Source organism: Haloferax litoreum (assembly GCF_009674605.1).
Lineage (GTDB): Archaea > Halobacteriota > Halobacteria > Halobacteriales > Haloferacaceae > Haloferax > Haloferax litoreum.
In genome coordinates, this window is sequence record NZ_WKJO01000001.1 from 864,404 (window position 1) to 879,371 (window position 14,968).

At 58.0% G+C, this 14,968-nt stretch carries 15 protein-coding genes; 7 read left to right on the forward strand and 8 right to left on the reverse strand.

Features of this window, described 5'->3' with window-relative positions; all coding sequences use genetic code 11:
• Positions 1-166 precede the first annotated feature (166 nt).
• Positions 167-1,123: a TIGR01177 family methyltransferase gene (locus GJR96_RS04520; RefSeq protein ID WP_151163906.1), complete on the forward strand. Its 957-nt coding sequence runs from the start codon at positions 167-169 to the stop codon at positions 1,121-1,123.
• A 29-nt stretch (positions 1,124-1,152) separates the two neighbouring features.
• Here GJR96_RS04520 and GJR96_RS04525 read toward each other — a convergent pair whose 3' ends face one another.
• The 4 genes from GJR96_RS04525 to GJR96_RS04540 all read right to left on the reverse strand — a co-directional run bounded on the left by GJR96_RS04525 (position 1,153) and on the right by GJR96_RS04540 (position 4,522).
• Entirely contained in the window at positions 1,153-1,779 is a 627-nt protein-coding gene (locus GJR96_RS04525) for a hypothetical protein (RefSeq protein WP_151161843.1), read from the reverse strand.
• A gap of 565 nt (positions 1,780-2,344) precedes the next feature.
• Positions 2,345-2,833, reverse strand: a complete 489-nt coding sequence (locus tag GJR96_RS04530; RefSeq protein ID WP_151161844.1) for a GNAT family N-acetyltransferase — start codon at positions 2,831-2,833, stop codon at positions 2,345-2,347.
• A gap of 51 nt (positions 2,834-2,884) precedes the next feature.
• Positions 2,885-3,496 (reverse strand): protein sorting system archaetidylserine decarboxylase, encoded by a 612-nt coding sequence (locus tag GJR96_RS04535; RefSeq protein WP_151161845.1) that lies wholly within the window; start codon positions 3,494-3,496, stop codon positions 2,885-2,887.
• A complete protein-coding gene (locus GJR96_RS04540) occupies positions 3,497-4,522 on the reverse strand; it encodes an AAA family ATPase (RefSeq protein WP_151161846.1) in 1,026 nt (341 codons plus the stop codon).
• A 165-nt stretch (positions 4,523-4,687) separates the two neighbouring features.
• Here GJR96_RS04540 and rnz point away from each other — a divergent pair, with 165 nt between their 5' ends.
• A complete protein-coding gene (rnz, locus tag GJR96_RS04545; protein WP_151161847.1) occupies positions 4,688-5,620 on the forward strand; it encodes a ribonuclease Z in 933 nt (310 codons plus the stop codon).
• Positions 5,621-5,658: 38 nt separating this feature from the next.
• Here the strand turns inward: rnz and GJR96_RS04550 are convergent, their stop codons facing one another.
• Positions 5,659-6,051, reverse strand: coding sequence for a hypothetical protein (locus tag GJR96_RS04550; RefSeq protein WP_151161848.1), 393 nt, complete (start codon positions 6,049-6,051; stop codon positions 5,659-5,661).
• Positions 6,052-6,181: 130 nt separating this feature from the next.
• On the opposite strand from GJR96_RS04550, the gene GJR96_RS04555 reads away from it, so the two are divergent.
• Positions 6,182-7,057 carry a PhzF family phenazine biosynthesis protein gene (locus GJR96_RS04555; protein WP_151161849.1) on the forward strand — a complete coding sequence of 292 codons (876 nt, stop codon included), beginning with the start codon at positions 6,182-6,184 and terminating at the stop codon, positions 7,055-7,057.
• A gap of 22 nt (positions 7,058-7,079) precedes the next feature.
• On the opposite strand, the gene GJR96_RS04560 is transcribed toward GJR96_RS04555, so the two are convergent.
• Together GJR96_RS04560 and GJR96_RS04565 are read right to left on the reverse strand one after the other, a co-directional pair.
• On the reverse strand, positions 7,080-7,424 hold the full coding sequence (locus GJR96_RS04560) for a hypothetical protein (protein WP_151161850.1): 345 nt from the start codon (positions 7,422-7,424) through the stop codon (positions 7,080-7,082).
• Positions 7,424-8,398 carry a prohibitin family protein gene (locus GJR96_RS04565; RefSeq protein ID WP_151161851.1) on the reverse strand — a complete coding sequence of 325 codons (975 nt, stop codon included), beginning with the start codon at positions 8,396-8,398 and terminating at the stop codon, positions 7,424-7,426. The genes GJR96_RS04560 and GJR96_RS04565 overlap by 1 nt, the downstream gene beginning before the upstream one ends.
• Before the next feature lie 140 nt (positions 8,399-8,538).
• Between GJR96_RS04565 and GJR96_RS04570 the strand changes: the two genes are divergently transcribed.
• The 4 genes from GJR96_RS04570 to cysC all read left to right on the forward strand — a co-directional run bounded on the left by GJR96_RS04570 (position 8,539) and on the right by cysC (position 13,534).
• Positions 8,539-10,533: a DUF460 domain-containing protein gene (locus GJR96_RS04570; RefSeq protein WP_151161852.1), complete on the forward strand. Its 1,995-nt coding sequence runs from the start codon at positions 8,539-8,541 to the stop codon at positions 10,531-10,533.
• A gap of 233 nt (positions 10,534-10,766) precedes the next feature.
• The gene (locus tag GJR96_RS04575) at positions 10,767-11,654 is read left to right on the forward strand and encodes a sulfotransferase domain-containing protein (RefSeq protein WP_151161853.1); all 888 of its coding nucleotides are present in this window, start codon (positions 10,767-10,769) and stop codon (positions 11,652-11,654) included.
• Between the two features lie 106 nt (positions 11,655-11,760).
• The gene (sat, locus tag GJR96_RS04580; protein ID WP_151161854.1) at positions 11,761-12,912 is read left to right on the forward strand and encodes a sulfate adenylyltransferase; all 1,152 of its coding nucleotides are present in this window, start codon (positions 11,761-11,763) and stop codon (positions 12,910-12,912) included.
• A gap of 1 nt (position 12,913) precedes the next feature.
• Positions 12,914-13,534, forward strand: a complete 621-nt coding sequence (gene cysC / locus GJR96_RS04585) for an adenylyl-sulfate kinase (protein ID WP_151161855.1) — start codon at positions 12,914-12,916, stop codon at positions 13,532-13,534.
• A 17-nt stretch (positions 13,535-13,551) separates the two neighbouring features.
• Here the strand turns inward: cysC and GJR96_RS04590 are convergent, their stop codons facing one another.
• The gene (locus GJR96_RS04590; RefSeq protein WP_151161856.1) at positions 13,552-14,421 is read right to left on the reverse strand and encodes a PHP domain-containing protein; all 870 of its coding nucleotides are present in this window, start codon (positions 14,419-14,421) and stop codon (positions 13,552-13,554) included.
• Positions 14,422-14,968: the final 547 nt, after the last annotated feature.

Here is a 14,968-nt window from a genome sequence, read left to right on the forward strand (position 1 = left end):
GGGGTGGATTCGGACCATCCGTCATAAATCTCGCCGTCCGTCGTCGGACAGGAGACCCCACTCGTGGCGGCACGCTGGCACCCCCGAAACCCGTACGAACGCAGACAGACTCGCCGGCGACCGATACCCTCATTTTTCCGCCCCGTTAGGTCCGAGCGTGTACGGATTGGAACTCGCCGGCGAGGAAGACGCGTTCGCCGCGCGCGAGGCAGAGGCGGCGGCGACGGCAGTCGAAGTGGTCGCCCCGGGTCTCGCCACCGCCCGCGGCGTCGACATCGAGCGAGCGACACTGCTCGCGTACACCCGCCGCGTCGTCGAACTCGTCGGGAAGTGCGACCCCGACGTCGACGCCGCCCGCGCACTCGTCGAAGCCGCGAGCATCGACCGCGAAGGGACCGTCGCCGTCCGCGCCCGCGACGTGCGCGGCCTGACCGGTGTCAGTACGAGCGACGCCGAGCGAACTGTTGGGTCCGCCCTGGTGGAGCGCGGATTCGACGTGGACCTCGACGACCCAGACCACGAACTCCGCGTCTACTTCACCGAGGGAACGTGTCTCGTCGGGTGGGCCGTCGCCGAGAGCGTCCGAGACTTCTCGGACCGAAAACCGACCGACCGACCGTTCTTCCAACCGGGGAGCATGGCCCCCGTGGACGCCCGTGCCTTCGTCAACATCGCCGGCGCGGAACCCGGCGCACGCATCCTCGACCCGATGTGCGGAACTGGCGGCGTGTTACTCGAAGCGGGTCTCGTCGGGGCCGACGTCGTCGGCGTCGACGCACAGGAGAAGATGGCCCGCGGTGCGCGGGTGAATTTGGACCACTACGTCGACGGCGGGCACGTGGTCCGCGGCGACGCGACTGCACTCCCGTTCCGCGACGACACCATGGACGGTGTCGTCTTCGACGCGCCGTACGGGAGACAGTCGAAAATCGAGACGCATTCACTGGCAGACTTGGTCGGCGGCGCGTTAGAAGAGGTGTATCGAGTCGCCCCGCAGTGTGTGATGGTCGCCGATAGGTCGTGGGTGGACGAGGCCGAGGATGCGGGGTGGGACGTCGAACAGGTGTTCGAGCGACGAGTCCACCGGTCGCTCGTTCGGTACGTGCACATTTTGACGCGGTGAGAGAACAGACGTTCAAAGCGAGGCCATGTTCAGGAGTTTTCTTTTGAGACCTCGGTAATCCGTAATACAGCCCCTTCTACGAGCTCCTGAAATTCACTCTGGTCAATTACTCTAATCCCGTTGGTAGAGGTGGTACTGACCAGACTGGTGACGACATCCGATTCCACGATGACGACGAACACACTGGTGACAGACTCGTTCTTCATCAGTGACCGGCACAGCGAGAGATCGATGTGGTCTACCTCCTCTCGATAAAAGACGCGAGCCGCGATGTTACGCTCTCCTTTGGTCGCAGTCAGTGGTGTGGCAGACTCGCCAATACCTTGTTCGGGAATACTGTAACCGAGAACTTGAAAAATTTCTTTCAGAAGTTCACTGACAAGTCGACTGTCATTCGCCTTTCGAACGTACGAATCGAATCGCTTCTGCGAGTAATACGAACCAGACTCAAAGATTGCAGACAGTTCTGGGTAGGAATTAGCGACGGGAGACGGGATGGAGCGTTTGGTTGTGGGTTTGAGGGGAGAACCCTCGCTGTTGGCACTAGTCCTACCTTTGGACTGACCCACATCTCTCGCCGTCGTACCATCGTCAAAGACGAGTTCGATAGAATCGAGGTTGGCAAAGATATCAGGGACTTTGCTTCCTTCGGTCATGACCCGTATCTCGTTGTTGTGAAGAGTAACTTCGCCGCTGCGAGAAGTGTCTGGGTCGACTTTGTGTGGCGGACGCGTGTTGACTCGCTTCGTGAGTTTGACTCTCGGTTGCCCGCGGACACGGCGGTCGGCACTCTGGTCCAAATTTTTCCAGTAGCTACGCTCCGTGATGGATTTGAGACCCACGTTCCGTTCGTGGACCATACGCCAGCCATCGAATAGGAGTCGCCGACCGTCAGGCGTCTTCACACCAATGAGGGCCGTGCCACCCGTTGTGAATAGTTCGAAACCATTCGATCCACCAATATTTAGCGTGTACGGGCCACGGTGAGTGGAAAACCCATCTGCGTTCGGAAGGTGATTTTTGTGATTGTCGTACCACCGGTCGAAAAGTCCCATAAGTCCGTAAGACACGTGTCTCTGGTTCGCAATTCAATCTTTCCTCGAAGTTATCCGGTAGTCGGTTCGTTCGGCACATTCAGACACTGCACCGATTGTCTCGTCGGGAGAGTACCAACTCCCGACCAACTATAGGTGCAGTGAATTGAGGGAGATTGACTACCCTCTACTCCAGCACGTACCGATTTTCCCGATACGAGGTGCCCCCGATAGTCGTCTGACTCTCGTCGACGTACTCGAACCCGAACTGTTGGTAGAAGGTGTTTCCCGGGTCGTTCTCGGCGAGAACCATCGCGTTGATTCGTTCGACACCCTCACTTGCGAGTTCGGAACGGGTGTGATTGAGCAACTCGTGGCCGACGTTCTGGCGGCGGTAGTCGGGATGGACGTAGAGGCGAAGGATGTAGCCCTCACTCTCGTCGCTGCTCCACGTCGCGTGGGCGAACCCGACGACTACGTCGTCGCGTTCGGCGACGAGGACGAGTGACCGGGCCGGAAAGAGCGCATCTGCAATCTGCTCACGTGCGTACCAGTCGTTGAATCCTTCCTCGATAGTTTCACGTGTCAAAACCTCCGGGTAATCTGTCTCCCAGGACGCTTTCGCGACGTGTCGAATCGCGTCGATATCCTCCTCGGTCGCCACACGAACTGTCATGTGTACACACACCACTCGTGTGCCGATATTCCTTCCCCTGCACAGGGCGCGTCAGGGAGACTCTCGCCGCGCCAACACCGTCTCGCCCGCCCGCACCGACTGCCCCTTCTCGACGACGACGTCCTCTGACCCGTACTCCGGCGGCAGGAGCACGTCCGCCCGAGAACCGAAGTCGATATGGCCAATCTTGTCGCCGCGTGCCAGTTCGTCACCGGGAGCGACGTACGGGTGGATTCGCCGGGCGAACGCACCCGCAATCTGGGACACTTCGTACTCGCCGTCGTCCGATTCGACGACGATATCGACGCGCTCGTTCTTGTCCGAATCCTTCGAGAACGCGGGTTTGTGCGCGCCGGGACGGTGGGTCACGTCCGCGACTGTCCCCGCGACGGGGGCACGGTTGACGTGCACGTCGGTGACGTTCATGAACACGCCGACGCGGACACGCCCGTCTTCGACGCGGACGACAGAGACGTGGCCGTCGGCGGGCGAGACGACACCGGGCGCGTCCGGCGGAAAGCGTTCCGGGTCGCGGAAGAACCACAGGACGAACGCGCCGACAGCGAGGAGGACGGCACCCGCTGGCGGGAAGACGAACGCGGCGACTGCCGCGCCCAGAAATGCGGGCACGGCGAACCGTCGATAGCCGGGGGCGAACTGCATTCAGGCCTCGCCTCTGACGTCGGCACCCCAACTCGTGAGGAGGTGGGTGACGTGCAAGCGGTCGTCGATACCGACCGAGAGGTCCAAGTCGACCTGTCCGGCGATTTCGTGGAGACGTGCGAGTTCGCCGTCGGCGAAGCGTTCCGGGGTGGCGTCGGCGACGCGGAGGATGTCGCGAAGGAGTTCCTGTCCCTCGTAGCCCTCGTCGTCGAGGAGCGTCGTAATCGTCTTGCGGGCGTCTTTGATGTCGCCGTCGCGGGCGTTGATGAGGAGCGTCTTCAGTTCGTCGTCGAAGCCGACGTCGCCGAGGGCGGCGTGGACCGTAGACATGGTGACTTCGTCCGCCTCGATGGCCGTCCGCTGGGCGGAGAGGATTGCCTTCCGGATGTTTCCGGCGGACGCGTCGGCGAGGAACTGGAGGCCGCCGGCGTCGTAGTCGACGCCCTCAGCGTCGAGGATGTCCGCGACGAGTGCTTCGAGGGCGTCGTCGTCCGGCGCGGGCATCGGAACGGGGAAACACCGCGAGCGAATCGGTGGGATGAGTTTCGAGGGTTGTCGCGTGGTGATGACGAACTGCGTCGTCCGGTGGTGTTGTTCCATCACGCGGCGAAGCGCCTGCTGGAAGTCTTCGCGGATGGCCTCGGCGTTGTCGAGGACGATGGTCTTGTACTCGCCCGACATGGGGGCGTAACTGGCCGACTCCTTGAGCACGCGGTTTATCATGTCGCGTTTGGCCATGCGACTCCGTCCGTCGAGGAACTGTTCGAAGCGCGGGTCTTGCCGAATCTGCTTTTTCGTCCGGTTGAAGAAGTCCGCGACGTTGAGTTCGATGAGGTCGTTCTCCGGGTCGGCGTGTGCTTCTTCGGCGAGGGCGCGGACCGCGGCAGTCTTGCCGACGCCCGGGGGGCCCTGCACCACGAGGTTCATCGGTTCGTCAACGGCGCGGCGAAGGCGCTCGCGAACCTCCTGCTGTGGGAGGTCGTCGAGTGTCGGCGCGTGCGTCTCGGTCCACAGCGGCGCGTCCATTGGACTGCGGTAACAGTCGGTCGGGTAAGAATCGGTCGGTCCGTCGCGTCACTCACTCGTCGGTCGTCGCGTCAGCCACGGACCGCCGTCGTGACGGCGAGAGTGGGTGTGAGTAGAGCGAGACGATTCGACGCACGTTTAGCCCCGCCGCTATCAGTATGTGGCATGTCCATGCGTGCGACCTTCCTCGGGACCGGCGGGGCCGTTCCCACCACGGCGCGAGCGCCGAGCGCGTTTCTCGTGAACCGCGACGGCGAGCGCCTACTGTTCGATTGCGGGGAGGGGACCCAACGACAGATGATGCGATTCGGTACCGGGTTCGGCATCGGCCACCTGTTCGTCACGCACCTCCACGGTGACCACATCCTCGGCATCCCCGGCCTGATTCAGACGCTCGACTTCAACGAACGCGAGGGGCCCCTCGCAATCCACGGCCCGCCGGGGAGTAAGCGTCACCTCGAAAAACTCGTCCACGCCGGGGGCTACCAACCCGGGTTCCACGTCTCGGTCCACGAAGTCCAACCGGGGAACGTCGCCTACAGCGCCGACGAGTACGACGTCCGCGCCTTCGAGACCGAACACCGGACCTCCTCGGTCGGGTACGTCCTCGTCGAAGACGACCGACCCGGCCGATTCGACCGGGAGAAAGCCGAGGAACTGGGCGTCCCCGTCGGCCCCGCGTTCGGCCGCCTCCACAGCGGCGAAGACGTGGAACTCGAAGACGGGACCGTCGTCCGCTCCGAACAGGTCGTCGGCGACCCCCGACCCGGTCGAAAAGTCGTCTACACGGGTGACACGCGCCCGCTCGATACGACCGTCGAAGTCGCCGAAGACGCCGACTTGCTCGTCCACGACGCGACGTTCACCGACGAGGAATCCGACCGCGCGAAGTCCACCGCACACTCAACTGCCCGCGAAGCGGCACGCGTCGCCCGCGACGCCAACGTCCGTCGGTTCGCACTGACCCACATCTCGGCACGCTACGCCGCGAACCCGAACCCGCTCCTCGAACAGGCCCGAGAGGTCTACCACGGCGACGTGTTCGTCGCCGAAGACGGACAGAAAGTGGACGTTCCGTTCCCAGACAGTGAAGTCTGACTGAAAATTAGAGTACGGTCGTTGCCGAAATCCACGGCTCAGACCATTCGAACGCGCTCGACGTGGAGCTGAACGACCGGTGAACAGTGGTCGGACATCTCGGTCGCGAATTTGTGGCCGTTCTCACAGAACGTGTTTGGTTTTCGACCCGTCGGCCCACAACATCCAAAGAAGGAGGCGTACTCCTTGGGAGGGGCGGCCTCTAGCCGGTCCATCATGATGATGTCGTCAGGGTTCAACAGGTAATCTCCCTCGACGTCGTAAAATATGTGGTCCGGCGAACCGACCACGTATCTCCCCTCAGGCACGTACCCTTGCTGCTTCTCGCGGTGAACCGACCACCCGTCTTCGCAGAGTTGGCTCTCGTCCCGAAGAAGAGCTACGTCGTTCGAGACTCGAACACCACACTCCTCGCAGACGAAATGGACCATTTGTTGTGGAGTTGAGATAATCGTGCAAATATGTTTTGCTGGGTTCGGCCAGCGCGTTCACCGCAGTGCCGTTGGGACGTTCACCCACGGAGCAGGCACGCTTTTCTCGTCGCCACACGCATCGCCCGACGTGCCAACCAACGCCTTCCACATCGTGGACGTGTTCGCGACGGCGACGTACGCTGGGAACCAGCTCGCCGTCTTCGAAGACGCCCATTCGCTCACAGACGACCAGATGGCCGCGCTCGCAAAGGAGATGAACTACTCCGAGACGACGTTCATCGAAGGCGGCAACCCGGACGACGGCTTCGACGTTCGCATCTTCACACCCGGCGGAGAGATTCCGTTCGCCGGCCACCCGACGCTGGGAACCGCCGCGGTCCTGCGTGAACACTTCGACGCCGGGGACGAGGTGACGCTGAACCTCGGCGTCGGTCCGATACCGGTCGAAGTCCGCCACGAGAACGACGACGACGTGTACTGGATGACGCAGAACACCCCCGAATTCGGCGACGAACTCGACCACGAGACGCTCGCTGAGGTCCTCTCACTCGACGCGTCCGACCTCGACACCGACTGGCCGGTGCAGGTCGTCTCGACTGGCCTGCCCGCGGTGATGATTCCGGTCCGCAACCGCGACGCACTCGCTCGAATCGAAGTCGGCCTGCCCGCGTACAGAGCGTTCTACGACGACGTGGGCGTGGAGAACCTCTTTCCCTTCTGCCCGGACCCGCGCGACGAGGCTAACGACTTCGCGGCGCGGATGTTCGCTCCGGGACACGGCGTCCCCGAGGACCCTGCGACGGGGAGCGCGAATGGGTGTTTCGCGGGGTACCTCGCTCGGCATCAGTACTTCGGTGACCGAGAAATCGAGGTGACCGTCGAACAGGGGTACGAGATGGGTCGTCCCTCGCACCTCTCCCTCGAAGCGGAAGACGAGGGCGACAAGATAGCCGTCCGTGTCGGTGGATGCGTCGAGTTCGTCGCGGAAGGGAATCTCGTCTGAACAGGGTGGCAAAAGGAGATGGTCAGTCTCGATGGTCGTCGCAAACCGGGTTGAACCCATCGTCAAGGAGGACGACGGGTACGCCGAGGACGACCCACTCGCGGACGTAATGGCGGACTGTCGTCGCGGGCGCGTCGCACTCGACGCAGGTCACATCGGGTTCGGCCGCGTCCGATTCGAGTATCCGTGTCCGCGGCCCGAACGTCGTCCGCGAGTACGCCGGTCGTTTGCGGAGCAGGAGGCCCATCCCCACGACGACGACGAGGGCGACCAGCGGGAAGACGAACCGGCCCGCACTCGTCCGTGCGAGTGCGCCGACGAAGGCCAAGAGAACGACCACGACGACGAGTTCGCGTCGGAGTCGCATCAGGCCGAACTGGTGGTCGTCTGCGACCTGTTCGCCGACTCGGTGGAAGACGAGGACGAAGAGGACGAAGACGATGTCGAGGCCGACCCGTCACTGTCGAGCGACCGCACGAACTGCGGGTAGCCGTCCCCACCGACCGGGATGTACACCGTGTCAGTCTCGTCTAACTTCTCGATGTACTTCTGGGCGAGCACCTCGTCGGACAGCGACTCCGAGACGATGCGATTCGCGTCCGCTTCACCCTGCGCCTCGATTCGTTTGCGCTCTGCTTCGAGTTCTTCGACGGCCAGTTCGTCTTGCTTCTGTTGGCGACGCTGTTCCGTGATTTCCTTCTGTTCGACGGCCTGCGCGTACTCGGCGGGGAGTTCGACGTTACGAATCTGGACCGCTTCGAGGATGAGGCCGGCCTCTTCGAACTCCGCACCGAGTTCTCGTTCGGCGGCGGCCTTCAGTTGTGTCTGGCCCTCGCCAGTGTAGATGACGGTGACCGGGAGACGGCCTGCTTCAGTGCGGAGGACAGACCGAATCGACGGCCGGATGAGACGCTCTTCGGCAGATTCGACCGTCCGGTAGTTCTGGTAGAACTTGACCGCTTGCGCGGCGTCGACACGGTAGCGGACCGTCACGTCGATGTCGGTTCGAAGGCCGTCCTGTGTGAGGACGGTGATGGCGTCGTCACCCTGTCGTTCACCTTCGCTGGTGGACGAGGACATGGTGTACGACTGCGGGCGAACCGAGAGGGAGACGGTGGACTGCGAGACGGGGTTGACGAGGTGCGCGCCGGGGTCGAACACGGTTCCGGTCGTCGCCCCCCACTTCTTGACTACCTTCACGTTCCCCTCTTCGACGGGTTCCCACGCGAGGAGGCCCGCAACGGGGGCAGCGACGAGGAGGAGGGCAATGCCAGCAATGAGGACGATTCGCGTCAGCGACCGGGGGGTCACCGACGGCGGGTCGGGGATATCAGCACTCACGTGTCGATATTATGCTCACTTGATTTGTTACTTTCGTGTCAACCCCGGTCACAATCGACAGCCGAGGTCACGAATCGGTGGTGTCCAGCGCGAGACACCCCGGCGTGGAGTATATATTCGGTGCGTCCCTAGTCGCCGTCGTGAACGACCGGACGAGTGCGCTCGACTCGGTCGTCTTCGGCGTTGACATCCAGAGCGGTGACGTGCGCGGCGACGCCCCGTCGTACGCCCTCGTCGTGTTGGATACCCGAGACACCGAGTCAGACGAGGTCCGAATCGAACGAGACGTCGTCTCCTTCCGCAAGTTACGTCGCCTCATCGAGCGCGACGAACCAGCCATCGTCGCGACGGACAACATGTACGAACTCGCGACGGACAAAGACGATCTCGTTCGCTTCCTGCGATGGCTCCCCCACGAGACCAGACTCGTACAGGTCACGGGGGCCGAACGGCCCGAGCCACTCTCCCGAGTGGCGTCGCGGCACGGCGTCCCCTACGGGAAAGAGCCGATGAAAGAAGCCGAAGCGGCGGCCAGACTCGCCCTCGCGAACGTGGGCTACGAAGTCGCCGCCTTCGAGAACACGACCACAGTGAAGGTCTCCCGCGGTCGGTCGACTGGCAAAGGTGGCTGGAGCCAAGACCGCTACACGCGACGGATTCACGGGTCTGTCAAACAACAGTCTCGCGAAGTCGAGGCGGCACTCAAGGAGGCGAACCTCGACTTCGAACACGACGTGACCGAGAAGTACGGCGGGTACTCACAGGCATTGTTCACGGTCGAAGGCCGGCCACAGGATATCCCCGTCTCCTCGCGTCGCTCCGGTGACACCCGCATCGAAATCGAACGTGAGCGTCGCGACGGTATCGAGTTCGAACCACTCGTCAAACGGCGTGACCGCGTCATCGTCGGCATCGACCCCGGAACGACCACCGCCGTCGCCGTCGTCGGACTGAGTGGCCGCGTCCTCGACGTCCATTCCACCCGAACCGCCGACACCGCCGCCATCATCGAATGGCTCATCGAACGCGGCCGACCGAGTCTCGTCGCGGCCGACGTGAATCCGATGCCCGAAACCGTAGAAAAATTCCGCCGGAGTTTCGACGCCGCCGGGTGGGCCCCACCGAGCGACATCCCGGTGGACGAAAAACTCCACCGCACCCGTGAGGCGAACTACGAGAACGACCACGAACGCGACGCCCTCGCGGCCGCACTGTTCGCCTTCGACGCCCACGAAGACCAGTTCGAACGCATCTCGCGGAAGGTGCCTGCCGATGTGGACCGCGAAGAGGTCATCTCGCGCGTCCTCACGAGCGAGGAGTCCGTCGAGGCCGTCCTCCGCGGGATGAACGACGACGGGGGAGACACGGGCACCGACGACACCGACGACACCCCCGAACAACCTGAAATATCCCCCGAAGAACGGCAGATTCGCGACCTGAAGTCGCGCGTGAATCGTCTCGAATCTCACGTCGAAGACCTCAATGAGACCATCGACGAGAAGAACGAAATCATCGAGGAGTACAAGAAAGAACTCTCAGACGCCCGCCGCGAAGAGCGCCGTGAGGCCCGCGAACGCCGTGAGGTGAACCGCCTCGAACGCGAAAACGGGAGACTCGAACGAGAAATCGACTCGCTCGAAGCCGAGAACGAAGAACTCGCAGAGAAACTCGACCGCCTCAAATCGCTGTGGAAACTCGACCACTCGAACTTCGCGGACGTGAACACCGATGGTAACCTCGTGCCGGTGAAAATCGTCGAACAGTTCACCAACGGGGCGCTGGACCACACCGTCGAAGAGTACGGTATCGCCAGCGGCGACGTGGTCTACCTCCGCGACGCCAGCGGGGCGGGCCGGACGACGGCCGAACGACTCGCCGAGTTCGACCCTCGCGTCGTCCTCCGGTCTGGAAACCTCTCGGACGCCGCAGACAAAGTGCTCTACGAGGCAGAGATTCCGGTCGCACCCGCCGACGGCACGACGATTCAAGAGATAGACGAACTCGCCGTCGCCCGCGAGTCAGAGATACAGGCGGCTATCGACGACTGGGAGACCCGCGTCGAAGAACGCCGGAAGGAAGACAGAAAGTCGATGGTAGACCAGATTATCTCCGAACACCGGGCAGAAAAGCGGTGAGACGCGTCGAATCCGGTTTCGATTGAATCGGGTGGTGCTGTTGAAGTTACAAGTAGCTAATAGTTTGGTGAGGCTGTGCTGAATAGAGAGAGTATCTTTTGCACCTTCCTATTTCTATCTTCAGTAAACGCTGTACTATGGGGTTTGAGCTAATCTTGAAAGCGTGCAACGGGCTACCGTAATTCTTACTTACCCACGATGTGGTTGTTGACCCGAATTAGAGAAGACCAATAATGACAGACGATAGACTCCCCAACTTTCTCCATATCGGGGCACAGAAGGCTGGATCAACCTGGATACATTTTGCTCTGAAAGAACATCCAGAGATCTTCATGCCAGATAATGATAATGTTGGCTTCTTCGATACCTATTACCACCGGGGTGACAATTGGTATCAAAAACAGTTCGATGAGTACGACGGAGAAAAAGTAATAGGAGAGGAATCACCGGGATATATCAAGCACCCTTTGGCTCCTCAACGAGCTGCAGATTTGATTCCAGACGCCAAGATCGTATTATGTGTTCGGAATCCAATGGATCGTGCGTACTCTCAATGGTGGCACGCGCAGAAAAATTGGACAAACACTCCTTTTGAATATACCATGAATTATCATGCGGCAAATAGTGCAATCATAGTACCTGGGTTTTATGATTATCACATTTCTCGATGGGAAGAATACTATCCATCTGATCAGATAAAAATCGTTTTCTTCGACGATTTTACCTCAGATAACAAATCATTTATTCAGGATATTTACGGATTCCTTGACGTAGACGACAAGTATTCTCCCTCTATCGTTGGGAAAAGAATCAAAGCGGGTGAAGACCTCAACGAGCCAGGTGCCTTGTATCGTTCTCGTAGGCGTATCCGTAACAGCATTTCTGAACATAGCCCAGACATAATCAGGGACAACATTTTACGCCCAATGTATAACAGATTTGCCGGTACTGTGTTTGATGGCTATCAAAAACTAATCACCCCGATCGGTAGATCAGGTTACCAAGAGGGAATGGATCCTGAAACACGTCAGGAGTTAGAAAAGATATATTACGAATCTATAAAGAATCTAGAAGAACGGACGGGGAGAAACCTCGACCACTGGTTTGAATATGCGGTATAGGCACACCGTGGGTCATGCCAGAGATGCATAGTTATTAAGTGGCACTGGTGGCTGTCGTCCTCTTTCAAACCAATTAACTGGATCGGCCAAAGCTAATCTAGTCAGAATGATTCGACCACATGGAAATGGCCTCGTCGATAGAACCGTTGAGCAGGATCGGGGGGAGGATCTCTGGGATGATATTGACGGATCTACTACGGTAACGCTCGACAAAAATCTCCTTTTCGACTTCGTCAATATCGCCCACGGCGTGTACAGCCCCCTACGTGGTTTTATGTCGCACAATGATTTCTTGAAGGTCGTAAACGATCTGACGCTCGAAAGTGGTGTGGTATGGCCACTACCTGTGGTTCTCGATATTGGAACTGACTTAGCCAATGAGATAAAGCCGGGTGACAGGATAGGTATCCGCCGTCCAGATGGTACGCCACTGGGTGTGATGGATACTGACAGCGTCTACAGGTACGACAAGACGTCTGTCTGTGAAAGTCTGTTCGGCACAACCGACCAAGAACACCCGGGCGTGCGCACGATTCAGAATAAAGATCCGTTCTTTGTAGGTGGCCCTATCAAGGCATTCTCAGACGCTATCCCACGGAACGGTACGCATGACATCACCCCGAAAGAAGCTCGTGTCCTTTTCAATAAACGTGGGTTTGATACTGTCGTCGGGTTCCAAACCAGAAACGCCCCTCATCGTGCACATGAATACCTGCAAAAATCCGCACTCGAACATGTTGATGGGTTATTTATCCAACCGAAAATAGGTGAAAAGAAACCGGGCGACTACACTAACGAAGTGATTATTCAAGGGTATGAATCACTGATCGAGAACTACTATCCTACAGAATCTGTCGTCCTCTCAATGTTCAAATCCAGAATGATGTATGCTGGTCCACGCGAGGCGATCTTTGACTCTATCGTGCGGAAAAACTACGGATGTACCCATTTCATCATTGGACGTGATCATGCCGGAGTCGGTAACTACTATGATGATTTTGCAGCCCAGGAATTATTCGATGCAATAGGTAACATCGGAATCAAACCCCTCTATTACCACTACGCGTTCTACTGTACGAAATGTGACGGTATCGTTTCTGAGAAGGTTTGTCCTCATGACAGTGACCATCACATGGAGCCTAGTGGGACAAAACTGCGAGAAATGCTTTCAGAAGGGACCCAGCCTCCATCGGAGCTTATGCGTCCAGAAGTTGCCGAAAAGGTATTGAGCCTCAACAAAATACTAGTTGAAGAATAATATGTTCACGCTCTGGTTTATGGGCCGGCCGGCCTCCGGGAAGTCCACACTCGCAAGTCGCATAGAGGACAGGCTAATTGAGAGAGGTCTCTCAATAGAGAACTTAGACGGTGACGATATCCGTAAGAACCTTCATCCTGATCTCGGATTCTCCCGTGAGGATCGGCGGACGAACAACCGTCGTACTGCATACATTGCGAAGTTACTCAACCGAAGCGGGATTCCTGTTAGTGTTGGTATGATTACACCCTTCCGAGACTCCCAAGAACAAGCTAGAGACATTGTCGAAGATGAAGGCGAATTCATCCTCATTTATGTCAAATGCTCAGTGGATGCTGCTGAAGAACGGGATCCGAAAGGGCTCTACGAAAAAGCTCGGGAGGGTAAAATTGAAAAGTTCACTGGCATCAACCATCCCTTCCAAGAGCCGCTGAATCCAGAAATTGTGGTTGACACTGAAGAACACTCCACCGACGAAGCAGTTGAACACATCATGACTCAACTGGAGGAGATGGGTATATTGGATGAGCGCCTCGATGACGAATATAGTTTCCCGATCACTCACAAAGAAGAACAAAGAGTAATTGAACGTCTCAACAAGCTCGGATATTTGGACGAATAACAGTTTAGATACAGCAGTTATAATTGGCGATGTTCGTTGGCACGCTTTCGGAGTGCTTCTAATTGCGTGGACGTAATCCGCACTTCCCCGATTCGATACTTACCCGAGTTAGGCCCGTGACAATCCGATCCGCCAGTCGTCAGTAGATTATATTTCTCTGCAAATTCAGAAGCATCTTCTGAGGTGACGTCGGCATAGCCCTCACTTGGCGCCTCATCATATGGGTATGGTACCTCGATAGCATCGAGTCCGTCGGCGACGAGTTCTTCGAGAATCGTCTCGATACTATCAGTTCGAACCCGTCCGGGGTGAGCAAAGGAGACGACACCGCCAGCATCCTGTATAGTCTCAATAACCTCTTCTGCAGGGACTCGTTTCATTGGTACAAAAGCTTCCCCATCACTTCCGAGATAGATTTCAAACGCCATACCGACGGAATCAACAATACCTGCGTCGATCAAAACGTTCGCGATATGCGGTCGGCCGAGGATGCCTTTGACATTAGTTCGAACCTCGTCATACGAGCGGTCAAGATTAGATACCATTTGGAGTTGGTCTATTATCTTGCGATTGCGATCACGGCGGTATGAGCGAACTTTTTCAAGAAGGTTGAGAAGATTTTCATCTAAAGGATCAACGTAGTACCCTAAAAGTTCGACTTTTGTATCTAGAACGTCAGCTCGAACTTCGACGCCTGTAATGAGTTCAAGATTATTTTGGTTGGATACTCGCTGACTAAAATAGTCTGCTATTGTATCGTGGTCAGTGATCGCAATCGCTTCGAGAGCAAGTTCTTGAGACTGTCGGATACGCTCCTCAACAGAGCATGTCCCATCTGAGGCTGTCGTATGTAAGTGTAAATCAGCCACACCTTCGCTGGTGTTCATAACTACATCACCATACTATCTCTTTTCATTATATCGTTTTGATGTACAGATTTCCACCGATAGACGGGTTCAACAAGACTCTCAAAACGAATGCGAGAGATCCATAGCCCGGGTGTAAAACAAACGCACGGACTTCTTTGGTCGTACCAAGGAAGTGGTTCATTTCGACGCGGCTTCGTCGGCCTTCATGACGGTCCCACCCTTATTCGTACGAACGATATCAGTATCACCATGCTCGTCTGTGGGTTGCGGAATTCCCACGTATAGATGCGACACATCTACAAGGTATTTCTCAGTCAAAGTCTCGCAGGTTCTGGCTTGACTTCGCCGTGGTCATTCACTCGGGGGAGTCCAGTATCACGCCAGGTGAACCCACGCCCCTCGTGGCAGGCCTCGAGGTAGACGCACTCTTGGAGTATGTAGAGGTTCACGCACTTGTCGTTTGATGACAGAAACCGACGGGCGACCTCATCCGTGTAGCCAATTTTTCCTAACTAGAACTCACCGCGTGTCCTGAACGCACCCTCTGTCTGTGTCACGCGAATTC